Annotated in this window: 13 protein-coding genes and 2 pseudogenes; 13 read left to right on the forward strand and 2 right to left on the reverse strand. The window is 34.8% G+C overall.

Going from position 1 to position 19,582, the window contains the following annotated elements:
* Positions 1–51: 51 nt before the first annotated feature.
* On the reverse strand, positions 52–552 hold the full coding sequence (locus GMC_RS0100515) for a DUF456 domain-containing protein (protein WP_010520291.1): 501 nt from the start codon (positions 550–552) through the stop codon (positions 52–54).
* 252 nt (positions 553–804) lie between these two features.
* On the opposite strand from GMC_RS0100515, the gene GMC_RS0100520 reads away from it, so the two are divergent.
* Together GMC_RS0100520 and ruvC are read left to right on the forward strand one after the other, a co-directional pair.
* Positions 805–1,281 carry a hypothetical protein gene (locus GMC_RS0100520; RefSeq protein WP_040472256.1) on the forward strand — a complete coding sequence of 159 codons (477 nt, stop codon included), beginning with the start codon at positions 805–807 and terminating at the stop codon, positions 1,279–1,281.
* A gap of 10 nt (positions 1,282–1,291) precedes the next feature.
* A pseudogene (ruvC, locus tag GMC_RS18465) lies at positions 1,292–1,847 on the forward strand (crossover junction endodeoxyribonuclease RuvC).
* Here the strand turns inward: ruvC and GMC_RS0100530 are convergent.
* A complete protein-coding gene (locus GMC_RS0100530; protein WP_010520293.1) occupies positions 1,848–2,294 on the reverse strand; it encodes a GNAT family N-acetyltransferase in 447 nt (148 codons plus the stop codon). It lies immediately after the preceding pseudogene.
* A 506-nt stretch (positions 2,295–2,800) separates the two neighbouring features.
* Here GMC_RS0100530 and mfd point away from each other — a divergent pair.
* The 11 genes and pseudogenes from mfd (at position 2,801) to GMC_RS18480 (ending at position 19,577) form a co-directional block, all read left to right on the forward strand.
* Positions 2,801–6,092: pseudogene (gene mfd, locus GMC_RS18470) on the forward strand (transcription-repair coupling factor).
* A 37-nt stretch (positions 6,093–6,129) separates the two neighbouring features.
* Positions 6,130–7,410 carry a glycoside hydrolase family 117 protein gene (locus tag GMC_RS0100540; RefSeq protein WP_010520294.1) on the forward strand — a complete coding sequence of 427 codons (1,281 nt, stop codon included), beginning with the start codon at positions 6,130–6,132 and terminating at the stop codon, positions 7,408–7,410.
* An 81-nt stretch (positions 7,411–7,491) separates the two neighbouring features.
* Positions 7,492–8,394: a histone deacetylase family protein gene (locus GMC_RS0100545; RefSeq protein WP_010520295.1), complete on the forward strand. Its 903-nt coding sequence runs from the start codon at positions 7,492–7,494 to the stop codon at positions 8,392–8,394.
* A 251-nt stretch (positions 8,395–8,645) separates the two neighbouring features.
* Complete coding sequence (locus tag GMC_RS0100550) at positions 8,646–12,194, forward strand: RICIN domain-containing protein (protein WP_010520296.1); 3,549 nt, start codon at positions 8,646–8,648, stop codon at positions 12,192–12,194.
* 94 nt (positions 12,195–12,288) lie between these two features.
* Entirely contained in the window at positions 12,289–12,942 is a 654-nt protein-coding gene (locus GMC_RS0100555) for a uracil-DNA glycosylase family protein (protein ID WP_010520297.1), read from the forward strand.
* A gap of 228 nt (positions 12,943–13,170) precedes the next feature.
* Positions 13,171–13,848, forward strand: coding sequence for a hypothetical protein (locus GMC_RS0100565; protein WP_010520298.1), 678 nt, complete (start codon positions 13,171–13,173; stop codon positions 13,846–13,848).
* 233 nt (positions 13,849–14,081) lie between these two features.
* A complete protein-coding gene (locus GMC_RS0100570; protein ID WP_010520299.1) occupies positions 14,082–14,498 on the forward strand; it encodes a nuclear transport factor 2 family protein in 417 nt (138 codons plus the stop codon).
* A gap of 473 nt (positions 14,499–14,971) precedes the next feature.
* Entirely contained in the window at positions 14,972–17,140 is a 2,169-nt protein-coding gene (locus GMC_RS0100575; protein WP_010520300.1) for a M3 family metallopeptidase, read from the forward strand.
* A gap of 137 nt (positions 17,141–17,277) precedes the next feature.
* Positions 17,278–18,537 carry an RHS repeat domain-containing protein gene (locus GMC_RS20365; RefSeq protein ID WP_010520301.1) on the forward strand — a complete coding sequence of 420 codons (1,260 nt, stop codon included), beginning with the start codon at positions 17,278–17,280 and terminating at the stop codon, positions 18,535–18,537.
* Positions 18,538–18,724: 187 nt separating this feature from the next.
* On the forward strand, positions 18,725–19,147 hold the full coding sequence (locus tag GMC_RS0100590; protein ID WP_010520303.1) for a hypothetical protein: 423 nt from the start codon (positions 18,725–18,727) through the stop codon (positions 19,145–19,147).
* Between the two features lie 202 nt (positions 19,148–19,349).
* Positions 19,350–19,577: a hypothetical protein gene (locus GMC_RS18480; RefSeq protein ID WP_010520304.1), complete on the forward strand. Its 228-nt coding sequence runs from the start codon at positions 19,350–19,352 to the stop codon at positions 19,575–19,577.
* Positions 19,578–19,582 lie beyond the last annotated feature (5 nt).

A 19,582-nucleotide genomic window follows, 5' to 3' on the forward strand; every position in this document is an offset into this window, starting at 1 on the left:
ACTGGCATAAAATAATTGAAACAGATATTCAATTTTACTGATTGATAAATTTTAGCTAAATAACATTTCTTTAAACTCCCAAACTTTAGCGACAAATAACCAAAGAAAAATAATACTAACAATAAATTTCATTAAAGATGAGGTTAAAAAACCTACTAGGGAACCAAACGCGGCTTTAGTTGCTACTTTTGAATCTGATTTGTATAACATTTCGCCAATATACGCGCCTAAAAAAGGTCCGATAATGAAGCCTAAAGGAATTGGGGCTATTAACCCGACAATCAGTCCTAGTGTGGTGCCAATGACACCATATTTACTACCGCCAAATTTTTTTGTACCAATGGCGGGAATTAAATAATCTAAAATGAGGACAATAATGGCCACGGCAAGTGTAATTCCTAAATAGGTATAGTCTACTGGTACAGGGTGAGTTAAATGTATAAGCAGTAGTCCTATCCAGCTTATTGGCAATCCCGGGAGTACGGGTAAAAAACTACCAAATATTCCAACGATTACGCAAATGAATCCTATAAGTATTAAAAAAATATCCATTTAATTTGTTTTTGTAATTAGTAATGCTAAAATCATTCCAAAATAATGATCAAATAGGTTGACTCAAATTTAGGATGCAACGGTATAAATTTTTGGTGAATCGTTATTTTATAAATAAAGTTATGGAATGTATTCATTTAACCCGCATTTAATTTTTAAAATACTGGTTTTTAGTGAAATTTATTTAATTGGAGGGCTTGGTTTGTACATAAATAAAAAATATCCGTAGTTTGCATTGCTGATCGCGAATTCATGTTTACAAAAAAAATCATATTCATACTGACATTGACAAGCTTGTGTAGTTGTACGTATTTTGATTTTAAAAAAAATGATAGGCATGCAATAGCAAAACAGCAATTAAATGAAATAAAATCGAGATCTTTAGATACCTATCCTTTACTAAATCCGTGCGATGATGAATCACAAAAAGCATCAAAAAAATGTTTTGAACAGCAAATAGTTGCTCATATTTATAGCTATTTTGATGAAGCATATATCATGGATCAGCCAACATTAAAAGATACACTTTGGGTGCAAATTAATGTGAGTAAAAAAGGAAATTTAACGCTAAAGGCAGCACAAAATGCCACTGATTTTTCTAATTTCAATTTTATTGAAGAAAAATTAAAACAAGCACTTTTGGATGCCTCGCCAATACAACCTGCAATTGTTCGCGGATTTCCAGTGGCTTCGGTATTTAAATTGCCATTAATTATTGATAATAAGTAATTCATACTAATTGAAAACAGAACGCATTATATTAGGCATTGATCCAGGAACTACCATTATGGGCTTTGGCGTAATAAAAGTAATTAACAAAAAAATAGGAGTTTATTCAATTAAATGAACTTCAGCTTACTAAATATTCAGATCATTACCTAAAATTGAAAAAAATATTTGAGCGTACTGTTGAATTAATTGATACCTACAACCCTGATGAAATTGCTATTGAAGCACCATTTTTCGGAAAAAATGTGCAATCTATGCTTAAGCTAGGTCGGGCGCAGGGTGTAGCAATGGCTGCGGGATTGAGTAGAGAGGTGCCAATAACAGAATACCTTCCTAAAAAAATAAAAATGGCGGTTACGGGCAATGGAAATGCCAGTAAGGAGCAAGTAGCAAAAATGTTACAGCAAATGCTTAAATTAAAAAGCTTGCCTAAAAATCTGGATTCTACCGACGGTTTGGCAGCTGCGGTGTGTCATTTTTACAATTCTACCGGAGTAGTCACTCAAAAAAGCTACTCAGGTTGGGATGCCTATGTTAAGCAAAACGAGCATCGAGTAAAAAAATAATTACCACTTTTTATACATCATATAATGAGGCCCCACTGTTGGAATGTCAAACAAATTACCGCTAATACAATAACCGTTTTTTTCGTAAAAAGGGACTGCATTTACTCGAGCATTACACCAAATTAATGAGGCCTTTTTCTGTTTTAATAAGTGTTCTCCTTTTTCGATAAGTAATTTTCCAATACCCTTTTTTTGAAAATGAGCTAAAACTGCCATGCCCCTTAATTGATACTGTTTATTACCTTTAAATATAGAATTGGGATTATGCATGTAAGTAACCACGCCAACTAATGTGTTGTCATAAAAAGCACCTATATGCAAAGTAGAATTGGCAGTATCACCTTCAAAAATACAATCTTTAACAGGTCTGCCAACTCTTAGAACTGGCTGACGCACCTCAATGGTTTCTTGTGCAGAAATTAATTTAAGAAATAGCTGATTATTCATACGTCATTTTTGCAGTGTAAGTTTAAATATTTATATACTTTTAGTAAAGTAACAATTTATTGGTCTCAGGTTTAATTAAAACTATGCATTTTTAATGCATTTCGCTTCTGGCTTCTAAAACTTTACAAGAGCTATTGGTAATTAGTAATTAGCTGTTGGCTTTAAAATACTGCTAATAGCCGATGGCTAATAGCTAATTGTAAAAAACGGATGTTTAAAAAGTAATGACTTTTAGTCATAACCGAAACTATGGTACTTTTAGTAAAGTAACAATTTATTTTTAGTGATTATTTAGCATTAGAATTTAAATAGAATCGACTATTTTTTAAAGCTAAGTGTTTTTTTGCGTTAATAAAAGATTCTTTTTTTTCATTAAAGTGGATTTAACAATTGTATGGTAATCAAAAGAGGTATAAAATATATGAATCTGTATATTTGTTGAAAAATACACATTGGATTATTCAAGTATTGCTACCGTTCTTAAGCAATCTTCGCTTCAAGATAAAATGCATGCTGCTTTGGCAGCTTCAAAAAATGTTCATGCTAAAGGTATTGTTGGCTCTTATTTATCATTTTTAATGGTAGAAAGCTTTAACAAGCAAGCAAAAACACACGTACTTATTTGTAATGACAAGGAGGAGGCAGCATATCATTTAAATGATTTGGAAGCTGTATTGGGCAAACAAAGTTTGTTGTTTTACCCAGGGAGCTATCGCAGACCTTATCAAATTGAAGAGGTGGACAATGCCAATGTACTCCAACGAGCAGAGGTACTCAATAGGATTAATAACAAAAAAGACCCTTTAGTACTAGTTACGTATCCTGATGCGCTTTTTGAAAAAGTAGTCACTAAAAAAGCCATTGAAAAAAATACACTTAAAATAAAAAACGGGGATCAACTGAGTATTGATTTTATTAACGAAGTACTGTTTGAATACCAGTTCCACCGAGTGGATTTTGTTACTGAACCAGGGGAGTTTTCAGTCCGTGGTGGTATTGTAGATGTATTTTCATTTAGTCATGATGAACCTTTTCGGGTAGAGTTTTTTGGCGATGAGGTGGATAGTATCCGAACATTTGATGTGGCTTCGCAGCTTTCTACAAACAAGGTGAATAAAATTACCATTATTCCCAATATTGAGCATAAAACTCAGGTTGAAAATCGCGTGCCATTTTTTTGAATCCATTTCTCGCGAAAGCGTGATTTTTACTCAAAATTTAGAGCTGTTTTATGATCGTATTGATGCGCTTTTCGCGAAAGCAAAAACAGCTTTTGATAAGTTAGATAGCGAAATAAAACGAGGTACCCCCGAAGAATTGTTTTGTAATGGGCAATTGATCAAAGATCAACTTTTTGCGTTCCAGCATGTGCAATTGGGGGGAGTATTTTCTAAAATTAATTCCAAAGAGGTAGCCGTTGTTGATTTTAAAACAAAGCCTCAGCCTTCATTCAATAAACAATTCGAATTGCTTATTGAAAATTTAAATAAAAATCATAGTAACGGATATACTAATATCATATGCTGCGTAAGTGAGCAACAAGCCAAACGTTTTCATGATATTTTTGAAGATATGGAGCAGCAAGTGCATTACCAAACCATTGTACTTTCATTGTATCAAGGATTTGTGGATGAAACCACAAAGTTAGTTTGTTATACCGATCATCAAATTTTTGAACGATACCATAAATTTAATCTTAAAAATGGCTTTGCCAAAAAGCAAGCTATTACTATAAAGGAATTGACCAGTTTAGAAATTGGCGATTATGTCACTCATATTGATCATGGGATAGGGAAATTTGCAGGGCTTCAGAAAATTGATGTAGATGGCCGAAAGCAAGAGGCGATTAAATTGATATACGGGGAGCGCGATATTTTGTATTTAAGTATTCATGCCCTGCATAAAATTTCCAAATTTAATGGCAAGGATGGTAAAGTGCCTGTGGTACATAAGCTAGGTTCAAAAGCTTGGAAAACCCTAAAAAATAAAACTAAGGCACGTGTAAAGCATATTGCTTATAATTTAATTCAGTTATATGCTAAGCGAAGGCTTCAAAAAGGCTTTCAATATGCGCCAGATAGTTATTTACAGCACGAATTAGAAGCGTCGTTTTTATACGAAGATACACCTGATCAAAGTACCGCTACAGCAGCTGTAAAAGCGGATATGGAGGGCGAGCAGCCGATGGACCGTCTGGTATGTGGAGATGTTGGTTTTGGTAAAACCGAAGTGGCGGTTAGGGCGGCTTTTAAAGCGGTTGATAATGGAAAGCAGGTGGCTATTTTGGTGCCTACCACGGTATTGGCATTTCAGCATTTTAAAACCTTTACAGAACGACTAAAGGATTTTCCGGTGACGGTTGATTATTTGAACCGTTTTAGAACAGCAAAGCAGAAAAAAGAAACTTTAGAAAAGTTAGCCAAAGGACATGTGGATATTATTATTGGCACGCATCAATTAGCCAGTAAAAATGTAAAATTTAAAGATTTAGGGCTACTGATTATTGATGAAGAACAAAAGTTTGGAGTAGCAGTAAAAGATAAGCTAAAAACCATAAAAGCAAATGTGGATACGTTAACATTAACGGCAACGCCAATACCAAGGACACTGCAATTTAGTTTAATGGCTGCACGAGATTTATCTACAATAGCTACGCCACCACCAAACCGATATCCTATTGAAACGGAAGTAATTCGTTTTAACGAAGAAACCATTCGCGATGCGGTGTCTTATGAAATTCAACGGGGAGGTCAAGTGTTTTTTATTCATAACCGGGTTCAAAATATAAAAGAAGTTGCGGGGATGATTCAGCGATTAGTGCCTGATGCCAAAGTGGCCGTAGGTCATGGACAAATGGAAGGGAAGCAGTTAGAAAAATTAATGCTGGATTTTATGGATGGCGCTTTTGATGTGCTGGTATCAACCACAATTATTGAAAGTGGTTTGGATGTGTCCAATGCCAATACCATTTTTATCAATAATGCGAATAATTTTGGAATTTCGGACCTGCATCAAATGCGTGGGCGAGTAGGGCGTAGTAATAAAAAGGCCTTCTGTTATTTTATAACACCACCTTATAGTGCCATGACCGAAGATGCCCGAAAGCGTATTACGGCTTTAGTACAATTTTCGGAATTAGGTAGTGGAATTCAAATTGCCATGAAGGATCTAGAAATTAGAGGCGCAGGGGATTTATTAGGGGGTGAACAAAGTGGATTTATTAATGAAATTGGTTTTGATACCTATCAAAAAATATTAAACGAAGCTATAGAGGAGCTTAAAGAAAATGAGTTCAAAGAACTTTATAAAGACGAGCAGAAAGAAAAAGTGTTTTTGAAAGACACGCAGATTGACACGGATTTTTCATTGTTGTTTCCCGATGATTATGTGAATAGTATTTCGGAACGTTTAAATTTATATACGGAGTTGAATAAACTAAAAACGGAAGCAGAATTAGTCGCTTTTGAGAAGGATTTAGTGGATCGATTTGGAGCACTTCCTGCGCAAGCGGAAGATTTATTAAATAGTGTACGTTTAAAATGGATTGCTACTAGCATTGGACTGGAAAAAATAGTACTGAAGCAAAATAAATTAATTGGATATTTTATTAGTGATCAGCAGTCTGATTTTTATCAAAGTACTACCTTTAATAAGGTACTTCAATTTGTGCAGCAAAATCCATCGGAAGTGAAAATGAAGGAAAAGCAAACCCGAAACGGATTGCGATTGTTGCTTACTTTTGAAGAAATTAAAACAGTAGAGGATGCTTTGTTTAAAATGAGTCCTTTTAAAGCCTAGCAAATAAGATTTAATTGATAGAAATAAAAATAGTTATATGAAGTTTTTGAACACTTGGAGTATTTATAGTCTTTTGTTTTTGTGCTGTTTCCAGTATAAAATTTATGCTCAGGAAGTAAAAGGGACAACAACGTCTTTTCCGTTTATATTGCCTAAAGAAAAGCCGAACAGACCTTTAAGTGCATCCATGGAGCGTAATTATGACATGTATGGAGCTCCAAGGCCGGAACATAATGATTTTTTTACACGGTTTAAATACACTGAATTAAAAGGCTTTGATAATAATAATGGCGATGGTACAATTACGCGCCGGGACCCATCAAAAGTAATTTTTGAAAATGGGAAGTATTATGTATGGTACACCAAACGCCATACACCAACTCCACCAAGGGGAGCGGCTAGGAGTACTGATGTGATTCCTTCAGCTGACTGGGATTTAGCAGATATTTGGTATGCTACCAGTACTGATGGTTTTACCTGGAAAGAAGAAGGTGTAGCGATAAAAAGACCGGCAAAACCAAATGTGGGTTGGCGATCAGTCAGCACAACAGATATTTTAAAATGGAAAGGGAAATTTTATTTGTACTATCAAGGATTTATGGAAACCAGTGGCAAACGCGGGGACGATTGTCCAGTGACGGTTTCCTATGCAGATTCACCAGATGGACCTTGGACGGCAACGCATAAATTGGTTATACCTAATGGAGAAAAAGGCGCATGGGATCAGTATTCAATTCACGACCCTTACCCATTGGTATATAAAGGTAAAATATATTTGTATTATAAGTCGGATTTTGATGGCGATCCCAATTTGATTCGTATGCAAGGGCTTGCTACGGCAGATGATCCTTTAGGGCCATTTACTAAGCATCCGCTAAATCCAGTAATTGCCGGAGGGCATGAAACCACTTTATTTCCTTATAAAACTGGAATAGCAGCTTTAGTGATTAAGGATGGAAATGAACATTATACAGTGCAATATGCCGAAGATGGTGTAAATTTCCACATCAAGTCCATTGTAGGTTTAATGCCAGTAGCAGCAGGGCCTTTTATACCCGATGCTTTTACGGATACTAAGGATGGAAAAGGAATTTCATGGGGGATATCGCATTTTAATTATATAAATGGTCCAGACAAAGTACACGCTATACTAACGCGGTTTGATTGTGATTTAAGTCAGGAAATTGACGACCCTATAATGAAAAAAACTGGAATTTACCATGCACCCGATGTGCATTACCGACAAGGTTTAAATTACAAACAACGAGAACGTATTGCTAAAATGAATCAGCAATTGATTGACGGAGCTAAAAAATAAGCTGTTGAATGAGTTCAAAATCAATAGTGCCTAAAAAATTTTCGCCCTGTTTTTAAATCTTTTAATTAATCTTACAAGTAGGTGTTAAAAATTGCGTTCCATTCGTGTTATGAGCATCCTTTAAAAAAAGGACATCGTTTTCCTATGGAAAAGTATGATTTGCTTCCAAAGCAACTTTTGCATGAAGGGACATGTACTAAAGAAAACTTTTTTGAACCAGGTGTGGTCAGTAAAACCGATTTACTCCGTGTCCATACTAAGGAATATATACAAAATTTAACCGATTTAAATTTACCTAAAACTGAAGCTAGAGCCATTGGTTTTCCGCTTTCAGCAGCTTTGGTGGAACGTGAATTTGTCATTACGCAAGGCACTATTGATGCCGCAAAGTTTGCATTGCAACATGGTATTGCTATGAATATTGCTGGGGGTACACATCATGCATTTTCAAATAGAGGCGAAGCGTTTTGTTTGCTTAATGATCAGGCAGTTGCCGCAGCTTATTTGTTGCATTATCAATTGGCAAAAAAGATACTTATTGTGGATTTGGATGTCCACCAGGGAAATGGTACAGCTGAGATTTTTCAAAATCAGGCTAACGTATTTACCTTCTCCATGCATGGAGAAAAAAATTATCCGTTTCGTAAAGAAACTTCTGATTTGGATATGGCATTACCAAATGGAACGAATGATGATACGTATTTAAAGCTTCTTAAAGAAAAATTGCCTGAACTATATGCCAAAGTACAGCCTAACTTTGTGTTCTATTTATGTGGTGTGGACATTTTAGTTACGGACAAATTAGGAAAATTATCTTGCACATTACAAGGTTGTAAGGAGCGAGATCGTTTTGTTTTGGAATTTTTTAACACAAAAAAAGCACCTGTAATGTGCTCCATGGGGGGTGGATATTCGCCAGATATAAAAACCATTATTGAGGCTCATGCCAATACCTTTCGTATAGCGAGCACTTTGGTTGAATAGTTTTTTAAGTAAGAATTGTTTGGTTGAACCTTTTTTTTGTTGCTGATTTAGGTCACTTTTTTTTGCCAAAATGATGAAGTACTTAATTTTTTTTGAATCACAAATTGAGTTTATGCCTCTCACCTAAATAAGTCATCTTTTGATAGAAAATCAGAAGGTGAAGTCGCAAATTTTCTTACATGCTTAAAGATAAAAAAACCTGCATTTACTACGTTATTTGCAGGTATAAATCATTTGAAAATCAATGCTCAATGGAAAACTACTCACAAAAAAAGGATGCGTTATTTTATGCAGACCACAAAACAACAAAAAAGCAACAAAAAACTACTTATGGAAGAAGGGTGTTAACATCAAGGTTAGTGTTGATAGTACTATTTTTTACAAGTTTTATTTCTGTAAATACAATAATTGGACAAAATCATAATTGGAAGCGTACCAACCCCGGAGGTGGAGGCTGGTTCGGTTGTGTTGGAGCCAGTAAAAGCGGAATCGTACTTGCTGGGAGTGACTTAAGTGGCGCTTACAGAAGTAAAAATGGAGGAAAATCCTGGGATGTTATAGGTGCGAGTAAGGGATTTGAAGATACTCATGTTGGCGGAATGGGATTTCATAGAACCAACGGGAATATCATGTTTTTAGGAACGGGTGGAATGTATAAAACTGCCGATGGAGGAGATTCTTGGAAAAAAGTAGTTACAGAAAAAGGTTACGTTAGCGATATCGAATTTGGAACAAACAAACCTAATATTGGCTATGCTTCCTTTCATAAAGGAAATTGGAATTCTAAAGTTGCTCAAGTATTAAAAACAACAAACAATGGTGATACTTGGAAAAAAGTAAGTACAAATTTGCCCGAAACAAGAATTATTAAAATTGTTGCAAATCCTAAAAATGCAAACGAAGTATATTTATTAACAGGAAAAGGAAGGCCTGCTTGTGCTATTGCTGATTTGTATAAAAGTACCAACGGAGGGGTAACTTGGACTAATTTAACTAAGAATACTAAATTTGAAGGGCATCCTGAAGTTGTTGATGTGGCTATTGATCCCAATAATCCAAATACATTGTACATAACTACAGCGGCAGCCAATTGTGATAATCGTTTTTGGTTTGATAATCAGGAAGGAAGGTTATTTAAAAGTACTGATGGTGGTAAAAGCTGGAAAAAATTGCAAGATCAGGTAGGACAGGTTTTTGTAAATCCAAAGAATAGCGCTAAAATAACATTAATTGTTTCTAGAATACTTGCAGAGTGGAATGACAGATCGGGAACTTATGTTTCGGAAAACGGAGGGAAAACATTTAAAAAAGTAAGTCAAGTTGCAAAATGGGAACCTACTTTTCATGGAGAAATTCAAGGTACTTATTCAACAACAGCAGATGGTTTAGCTAGAACGATTGGAGATGATTTGTCTAATGCAAATAATTTTTACTGGGTAAATTCACAATGGGTAACCGGATCAAAAGATGGAGGGAAAAACTTTAAAGTAATGCATGCCAACCAAATTTCAAAAGGAAAATGGCAGAGTACTGGTTTTGATAATGTGAATATGGTTGATGCTGATATTAGCGAAGTTGACCGAAACACAATGTATACTGCTTGGTATGATATTGGTTTTTGGAGAAGTTTAGACCGAGGAAAAACCTGGGAAAGTGGGAACAATGGAAAGTATGGATGGAAAGGTGGAAAAGGAGGGAATTGCTTTTCAGTAGTTTCGGATCCAGAACGTAGAAATGTGGTATGGACAGTATTAACGAGTGGACAAAAGTCGGAAACACCAACTTTTGTATTGAAAAGTACCAACAAAGGACATAAAGATAGTTGGAAAGAATCCAAAGGATTGCCAAAAACTAAAATTTCGGGTCTTTCTTTAGATCGCAAGAGTCCTAAAAATAATAGAACGCTTTATGTGACTGCTCAGGGTGATGTGTATAAAAGTACTAATGATGGACAAAATTGGTCAAAAGTATATGATTGTAAAGGATGTAGATTTACTGCTGTAGATGAGTTTAATGGAAACATCGTTTATGCAGGAGGAGAAGCTGGTTTAAAACGTTCAACCGATGCAGGAAAGTCATGGAAGGACGTTAGCCATAAAGAAATGAAAGGTAAATCTGGTGTTGATTTTTGGGAATTTAATCCTTACACAGGGATTTACGATATAAAAACGGATCCTAATAATAAAAATTGGCTGTATGTAACAGCAAAAGGAAATAAAAAAGGACTGTATAAGAGTACCAACAGAGGAGATACTTGGACAAAGTTACTTACTGATGATTACATGAGAAAGGTAGGAATAGCATCTCAAAATTCTAAAATTATATATGCGACATCTTCTAGTGCAGTGCATTCAGGGGGCTATAAAAAGAATTCTAATGGGGTACTTTTTTCTAATGATGGCGGTAAAACTTGGAAAAAACAGAATAAAGGAATGGCTTACCCATTTGCCATGTCTGTAACTATTGATCGATCTAAAAAGCCAATGGTACTTTTAGGATCTCCAGGAACAGGTTTTCAAATGTCAAGTGTTCCAGGACTTGGTGGAATTTCAACAAAACCAGCACCAGTTACCCCACCAGCAGAGAAACCTATTGCTGGTAAGCCAACGCCTCAGCCTTCTCCATCTCCAGCAGGACAAAAGCCAAATAATGTGACTGTTGAGGGTGTATTTACCATTCAAAATGTAACCAGTAAACAAAATATTATAGCACCTACCTGGGACAAGCATAATGCACGCATGTATAGGGTATTGGGAGCTAAGGATCAACAATGGGAGTTTATACCTTTAGGGAAGCGAGAGCACCATATTGTGAATGTAGGAACAAAACGCTATTTAGAAGTTAGTGCAGGGAAATGTGGCGAGAATGCCAATGTGAACACTTGGACTTCAGGTGGTGCAAAGCATCAAAAATGGTACGTGACCAAAAATGAGAACGACTATTTTTTACGACCAGTACACTGTTCAAAATTTGCTTTAGATAAAAGTTCAGGGAATAATGGTAATGTTAAAATATGGCAATACAATACTGCTAATGTCAACCAAAAGTTTAATTTAAATAAAGTAAAAACTAAGGCAGAAGCATCAGGAGAAGTTCAAATAAATGGAACCTATATTATTCAAAATACTTTGAGTAAACAAAATGTGATTGCTCCTGATTGGGATGATCATAAAGTGCGTATGTATGCTTCAGAAAAAGTATTTAATGATCATATGTGGATTATAAAGCATGTGGGCAACGGCTTACATACGTTAAAAAGCGTAAGATCAAATAGGTATTTAGAAGTTTCTAATGCGAAGTGTACTAATGGAGCTTTGGTAAGTACTTGGACTAATGCTAATGGAACTCATAAAAAATGGAAAATTGAGAAAGAAAATAATACGTATTATTTAATTCCGGCACATTGTGAGGCTTTGGCGCTTGATAAATCTAATGGAGATAATAAAAGAGTAGTGCTTTGGAAAAAGAGCAAGACCAATTCAAATCAAAAGTTTGAACTAATAGCCGTAAATGGGAGTAAAATTTTAGCTGATTTAGATGCAAATAGCAGTGAAATTACTTTTTATCCTAATCCTGCTGATCAAGTAATTGATCTTGATTTGTCAAATTATGAAGGTCAGGCGGTGAATTATGGCATCATATCACTTACAGGGAAAACATTAATTGAAGCTAAAATTGATGAAAATCATGGAGCTGTTGAAACTGTTTTGATTGATCAAATTCCATTGGGAGTGTATATGTTAAAGTTAGAAGCGGGTAGTATTTCACGATTTAAAAAATTAGTAGTTTTTAAGAAATAAGTAGCACCAATTTTTTTCAAAAAAATGAAAGACCGATTAACAGGAATGTGATCGGTCTTTTTTGTGAAGATGTTCTTTTATGTAAATTGTATTCATGTTCAAACACACGCATCCATATCCTCCATTTATAGCAGAAGGCACTACAAAATTAATAGTAGGTACATTGCCTCCACCCAAATTTACAACAGGTGAATTGAACGAGCGTGATGTCGATTTTTGTTACGGGAGTAGTAATGGAAAGCTTTGGCCTATATTGGATCAAATTTTTAATTTAGGGTTGGTGTATGAAAATTCAGAAAAAGCCATTGAACAACGTCGTAATTTTTTAATACAACGTAATATAGGAGTGTGCGATATTGTGGCTTCCTGCCAAAGAGATAAAATTGATGCATCCGATTTGGGCATGCAGCAAGTACAATTAAGGAATTTGATCGGTATTTTGACAAAGTATACAAAAATCGACACCTTGTTATTTACAGGAGGGAATAGTAAAAATGGGCCAGAATATTTTTTTAGAAAATTGCTAAAAGAAAGAGGAATGTCTTTAAGAATAGTATCTAATGAAATCCCAAGAATACATCAGGTTGAGGTTGCTAACAGAATCATTACTACAGTTTCATTAACCGCTCCATCGGGCGCTGCCAACCGAAGTATAGGAAGTTTGCCGTATTACAAAATGATGAAACAAAAAAATCCAGCTTATACAACATTTGATTTTAGAGTAGCTCAGTACGCGCCGTTTTTTTAATTTTAACAGAAAATGGTTTATGATGAATTGATATCAATAAGAGTAATTAATTGAGTAACTTTTGTTAAAATGTTATTTGTAATAATTTTACAATGGTTTTTTGTGATTTTTCGGTTAAAATATTCATTTCTGTTGGCTTAAATAGGTGATATGTATGACTTAAGTATATTAGCAACTCAAAAATAAAAGCTCTTATCATTTATTAAATTTAAATACAAAAACAGAATTATGAAAAAACTATTACTAATAACAATTGTTTTATGTTCAAGCGTTACCATTTTTGCACAACAAAAAGGAAGGTTTAGAATTAGTATTGAGGCTGGTCTTGGTTATCGTATAGCGGAAATACCAGATAATATACTCCCAGAACTTGAAGATCATATAAAAGATTTACGAACAGGTTTAAATATTGAAGCTCACGCAAGTTATTTTTTGAGCTCAAACTATGGATTAGGTATTCATTTCAGTAATTTTTCTACTGAAAATACTGTCCAGTTTAGAAATGGTGTAAACCTTAACGGTACTATAGCAAACGAAACTAGCGATGATATAAATATTTCTTTCATAGCTCCTGAATTTTTATACCGCTCAATTAGCGCAAATGGAAAACATAGTTTTATAACAAGTATTAGTGTGGGTTATTTAAGCTATTTGGATGAAAGCACGATCAATAGAGTTCCTTTAGAAATAAAAGGAGGTAATGTAGGATTTGGTTTAGGTTTTATGTATGACTACCATATCACACCGTCAATTGCCATTGGAGCAAATCTAAATTTCTTAGGGGGTTCTCTAAGAAAAGTTGATTTCACTGCAAATGGACAAACTCAAGAAATAGAATTTGAAGATGAAAATCGTGAAAACCTATCAAGAATAAACTTAAGTGCAGGGATGCGTTTCTATTTGTAGTGTAATGACACTTTTGATGTAATATTCTTTTAAAAAAAGCCACTCTTTAATTGGAGTGGCTTTTTTATGCAATGAAAATGAACAAAAGGAATGTATTTTATAATTTTATTTTATGGATTTTGTAAATAAAACCTATTATAGATAGCACATTTGTAAAATTGAGCAATAAATAAGCAATACAAATCTATATAGAGTGGTATTTTGGTTTTAATTGGTATTTTTAAAAGAAAAAAATGAGCGAACAAAAGTTTCCAATACCGCCTTTTAGTTTGGAAGATGCCAAAAAGAAAATTCAAATGGCCGAAGATGGTTGGAATTCCAAAGACCCTGTAAAAGTTTCTATGGCATACACCAAAGATACGGAGTGGCGTAACAGAAATCAATTCATAAATGGAAGGGATGAAGTACAAGCTTTTCTTAAAGATAAATGGGAAAATGAGTTGGACTATAAATTAAAAAAGGAACTTTGGGTGCATAGTGATAATCGTATTGCCGTGCGTTTTGAATACGAATATCGAAACAAAGAGAATCAATGGTTTCGAGCCTACGGAAATGAAAATTGGGAATTTGACGAAAATGGCTTGATGAAAAAACGTTATGCAAGCATTAACGACTTGCCTATAAAAGAGGAGGAACGCAAATTCAAATAATTTAATTTTGCAAACTGAGTTTATCAGGATAGCGATTTGTATTTCTACTATATTTTGTTCAATTATTTGAAAACTCCTTTTTATGCTACTGATTTCTGGTTTTAAATTACCTCGTTAAAAGTTGGATTTTTTTGTTAGAAAGTATAAGTCTTAATTATGGGAGGTAATATCAAGGGATAAGAATCATTTTAAATAAATAATTCAAGACTGCAAAGGGTTGTAAGTAGTGGTTAGCTTCTGAAAATCATCAAAAATCAAGTTTCAATTTTAATAATAATAACATCTAAAAATAGAGATCTGCTAATAGGATATGTTCATTTTTAAGTTTTGTTAAAAATTTGTGATAATATAATAAGGTGCTATTAGGGCGCTTATTTTTTCTTTAATTTTAGTCAAAACATGCTTGTAAGGAACTGGTTTTCCAACTTAGGGATTCATTGTTATAAGCAATTTACTTACTAATATTATTACCAATGAAAAAGCAAAATTACTTTAAAGGAACGGTACTGTTAGCGCTCCTTTCAATTAGTATGTATCGTCCCATGGCTATAACAGCGCAAACAACGACTGGGTCAACTAAAATGGTAAATACAACTTTTACAAATCCGTTGTTAAAAGAGTGGACGGGACCATATAATGGAGTGCCTCAATTTAATAAAATGAAACTGGCAGATGTAAAACCAGCTATTAAAAAGGGGATGGTATTAAGTCTTGCTGAAATTGATGCCATTGCACAATCTAAAAAGGCGCCAACATTTGAAAATACTATTGTTACCTATGAAAAATCAGGTTCGGTTTTAAAAAGGGCTTTTACTTATTACAGGATTTTGAGTGCAAACATGTCGTCGCAAGAATTTAGAGCCATTCAAAAAGAACTTGCACCAAGCTTGTCGGAGTACCAATCAAAAATTTCGCAGAACAAAAAATTGTTTGAGCGTATTAAAACCGTTTACCAAAATTCGCAAAAAAAACCATTAGAAGCAGACCAGCAACGCGTTGTAAATTTAATATACAAAGGTTTTGAAATGCAAGGAGCTGAGCTTAGCGCAGAAAAGAAGAAGCGATATGCAGCAATTAATAAAGAATTATCGGCACTTTACACGCAGTTTTCAAACAACGTTTTGGCGGATGAAGAAGGGTACGTTACTTACATTACCAAAGAGCAGTTAGGCGGACTTTCAGAACCCCTAGTAAAAGCCTACGCTAAAGCAGCAAAAGATCGCGGTCAGGAAGGGAAGTATGCCATTACTAACAAGCGCTCCTCCATGGATCCATTTTTAACGTATGCCACCGAAAGGGAACTTCGAAAAGAAGTGTGGACAAAATATTACTCTCGTGGGGATAATGGTGATGATAAAGATAATAATGCCATTATAGCTGAAATTTTAAAACTGCGTAGGGAGCGCGTGCAATTACTAGGGTATGCCAATTATGCGGAGTGGCGTTTGCAGGATCGAATGGCAAAAACACCTGAAAATGCGTTGAAATTGATGGAGGCAGTATGGCCAGCGGCTATCGGTAGAGTGGCGGAGGAAGTTGCCGATATGCAAGCTATTGCCACAGCAGATGGTGTGACTATTGAGCCTTGGGATTATAGGTTTTATGCCGAAAAAGTGCGAAAGAAAAAGTATGATTTGGACTCCGATGAGGTAAAGCAATACTTGCAATTAGATAAGTTAAGAGAAGGTATGTTTTTTGTAGCAGGCGAGCTATTTAATTTTAAGTTCACTGCTGTAGAAGAAGGAAAAGTACCCGTATTTCATGAAGATGTTAAGGTTTGGGAAGTAACCGATGCTACCTCAGGTAAGCATATTGGTTTGTGGTACTTAGATCCTTTTGCGCGTAAAGGGAAACGCTCAGGAGCATGGGCTACAACATACCGAGATCATACTACTTACAATGGTAAAAAAACTGTGTTGTGTTCCAATAATTCCAATTTTGTAAAACCTGCTGAAGGTGAGGCTGTATTAGTATCATGGGACGATGCCACTACATTTTTTCACGAATTTGGGCATGCGTTACACTTTTTATCTTCGGAAGTACGTTACCCTACGCTAAATGGGGGCGTACGTGATTATACCGAATTTCAATCGCAATTGTTGGAGCGTTGGGTGTCTACCGATAAAGTAATCAATACCTATCTAGTACATTATAAAACAGGAAAGCCCATGCCGTCAAGTTTAGTCGAAAAAATTAAAAAAGCGAGCACCTTTAACCAAGGTTTTGCTACTACAGAATATTTGGCATCGGCACTCATGGATATGAAATTACATTTAGCAGATCCATCAACTATTGATGTGGATGCCTTTGAAAAAGCTACCCTTGCCGAATTAAAAATGCCAAAAGAACTAGTAATGCGTCACCGTACGCCACATTTTGGACATGTATTTTCTGGCGAAGGTTATGCCACAGCTTATTATGGCTACATGTGGGCCGATGTATTAACGGCTGATGCTGCGGAAGCTTTTGCCGAAGCTCCAGGTGGTTTTTATGATAAAGAAGTCGCTAAAAAATTAGTAAAATACCTTTTTGCACTCCGCAATGCTATGGATCCCGCCGAAGCCTTTAAAAAATTCCGTGGGCGCGATGCTGAAATTGATGCTTTAATGCGCGATCGTGGTTTTTCGGTATCTAAATTGTAGTGATTACTTAACACTGAATTGTAATTATGAAAGCTATGCCTTAATTGGTGTGGCTTTTTTGTTTTTAGGGTGTCCAAATATAAAAGAGTACGGGTTTTGAAACAGCAACTAATAGCACCACAAAGTACATTAGTTATGTGTTAGGAGATGCGTATACCGCTCCAATAGCCCATGTAAGTGTAAAGGAATCGGTGTTTGCACCAAGCCCAGAGGTATCCAATGAGTATATGTACCTACATCGGGATCATTTGGGGAGTATTATGGCGATAACGGATAGTGCTGCCAATGTAAAAGAAGAAACCCATTATGGGGCTTGGGGAACTATTAAACAATTTAAAGGAGCGAATGATGCCACTACATTAGATGAAAGTAGTATATTAGGACGTGGTTACACGGGGCATGAGCATTTTGCTAGTATAGGGCTTATACATATGAATGGTCGTATGTATGATGCCAAGCTAGGACGTTTCCTTAGTCCAGATAATTTTATACAAGATCCGTTTAATACCCAAAGTTTTAACAGGTATGGCTATGTATGGAACAATCCACTTAAATTTAATGATCCGAGTGGGGAGTTTTTAATTACGGCTATTATTATTGGTGCTGTAGTTGGTGCTTATATTGGAGGTGCACAAGCAAATGGAAATTGGAATCCACTCAAATGGGATTGGTCAAGTGGTGCTACATGGGCAGGTATAGGTATTGGAGCTGTTGTGGGTGCTATTGGAGGAGAGGTTGTTGGAGCAGGACTTTTAGGAGTAAAAGCCTTTGGTATTTTTAGTGTCAAATTAGGTGTTGGTTTAGCAGTACCAGGAATAGGAACTTTAGGGCTTACAAAGATAGGAAATGAATTGTCTACAGAATATACTAATCCACAAGGTGAGACTTATAATCAGAATATTGGTACGATACCTGGGCAGGGGTCTATTGGTGGTAGAGGTAATGGCAATGAAGGACCACCTGATAATGAAAATACTGATTCCACACAGGTTGAAGCTGATGACGTCATTGCGAAAGTAAAAGAATTTGTTAGACCGACTTTAAATTCTGTTTTTAGAGTTACTCAAAATATTTATAAACCTATAGTGAATCAAGCTAGTGTAATATGGAATGAAGGAATACATGAGGGCAAAGCTTATAATCCTTCAGAGAATTTTGTCTATAAGAATATTTATACTTTAAATGAAAGCTATGAATGGACAATTTCAAAATCTTTATTTACATCTGGTATAGGTACGCCATCTTTTGCGGAAGGAAAAGAAATTACAAGCGATGTAATTACAGTCGTTCCTTCGCCAGGTTTAAATATTGTGAGGAATAAAATTTTTAACTTTTTTATAAAATCAAAATTAAAAAAGGAATTTAAAGAAGGAGTTGATAGATTACCTAATAGATAAGATATAATATGATTGAGCTCATTACAGGTGCAATTTATGAAGCATTATTTGAAGTCCCAGGTGCTCTAGTACGTTGGATCTTTACAAAAAATAAATCTTTTTACAAATTGTTAAAAGAAGATTCGCGATGGAATGTCATATTAAGCTTATTAGTAATTTTTATTTTAGGAATATTTATTTATAATACATGAAAGTTGAAAGAATAATATTTATAGTTTCAATAGTTTTATTTTTAATAAAACTAAATTTTACAGGTAAGATCATAAATAATTTATTCGTTATTTATTTTTCTATTTTAAGTTTAATATATCTTTTTGGTTCAAATTTTATATTGAGAGTAAAAAAGTATAATAATATTTTTTTTTCAACTTTAGCAGGAATGATTTATTCTATTGTATTAATTGGAACCATCTTTAAATTAATGAATTGGGATAATTTTTCTATCTATACAAAAACAGGAAGTTTTTTAAACTTGATTTTATTATTAATGCTAATTATTTTTTATTATAAAAATGAAGGAGAGAAAAAAGAGTATTATAAATCAATAATAAAAAGATCTTCAATATTTATGGCACTTCTAATAATACTATTTTTTTATAAATACCGATGATTCCCGCTCTTCGAAGTTTGTAACTTCGAAGCTACAAAGTAAGTCAGATAATGAGAGTAATATAAATTGAATCAAACAAAAGCTATTCTATAATAAGAGTAGCTTTTGCATTTACGGTATGTTTATGTTTAGGCATTATAGTAGTGTGGCTACAAAGTTGCAAACTTCGTAGAGCTGAATATATGCTGATTTTGGACTAAATGTGAATAGAAGTGGATTAGGTTCATTGCCAACTTATCAAGCGGCAGGTAGATTTTTTGGAGGTATAGTTGTAGGGTATTTAGGTTCTGTAGCTGGGACTTATGCTGGAGCAGCAGCAGGAGTATACGGAGCTATTCCAGTTGGTATTATTGGAAGTGTAACTGGAGGATATTTTGGAAGTCAACTAGGGGAAAGGATTGCTACTAGGATTTATAATTCAACAAGATAAATATG

It is taken from the genome of Aquimarina agarivorans (genome assembly GCF_000218485.1).
Lineage (GTDB): Bacteria > Bacteroidota > Bacteroidia > Flavobacteriales > Flavobacteriaceae > Aquimarina > Aquimarina agarivorans.

What these genes read in the sequence shown, in the direction of transcription:
- GMC_RS0100515 (WP_010520291.1), bottom strand. Translation starts at nt 552, where the DNA reads ATGGATATTTTTTTAATACTTATAGGATTCATTTGCGTAATCGTTGGA.
- GMC_RS0100520 (WP_040472256.1), top strand. Translation starts at nt 805, where the DNA reads ATGTTTACAAAAAAAATCATATTCATACTGACATTGACAAGCTTGTGT.
- GMC_RS0100530 (WP_010520293.1), bottom strand. Translation starts at nt 2,294, where the DNA reads ATGAATAATCAGCTATTTCTTAAATTAATTTCTGCACAAGAAACCATT.
- GMC_RS0100540 (WP_010520294.1), top strand. Translation starts at nt 6,130, where the DNA reads ATGAAGTTTTTGAACACTTGGAGTATTTATAGTCTTTTGTTTTTGTGC.
- GMC_RS0100550 (WP_010520296.1), top strand. Translation starts at nt 8,646, where the DNA reads ATGGAAAACTACTCACAAAAAAAGGATGCGTTATTTTATGCAGACCAC.
- GMC_RS0100555 (WP_010520297.1), top strand. Translation starts at nt 12,289, where the DNA reads ATGTTCAAACACACGCATCCATATCCTCCATTTATAGCAGAAGGCACT.
- GMC_RS0100565 (WP_010520298.1), top strand. Translation starts at nt 13,171, where the DNA reads ATGAAAAAACTATTACTAATAACAATTGTTTTATGTTCAAGCGTTACC.
- GMC_RS0100570 (WP_010520299.1), top strand. Translation starts at nt 14,082, where the DNA reads ATGAGCGAACAAAAGTTTCCAATACCGCCTTTTAGTTTGGAAGATGCC.
- GMC_RS0100575 (WP_010520300.1), top strand. Translation starts at nt 14,972, where the DNA reads ATGAAAAAGCAAAATTACTTTAAAGGAACGGTACTGTTAGCGCTCCTT.
- GMC_RS0100590 (WP_010520303.1), top strand. Translation starts at nt 18,725, where the DNA reads ATGAAAGTTGAAAGAATAATATTTATAGTTTCAATAGTTTTATTTTTA.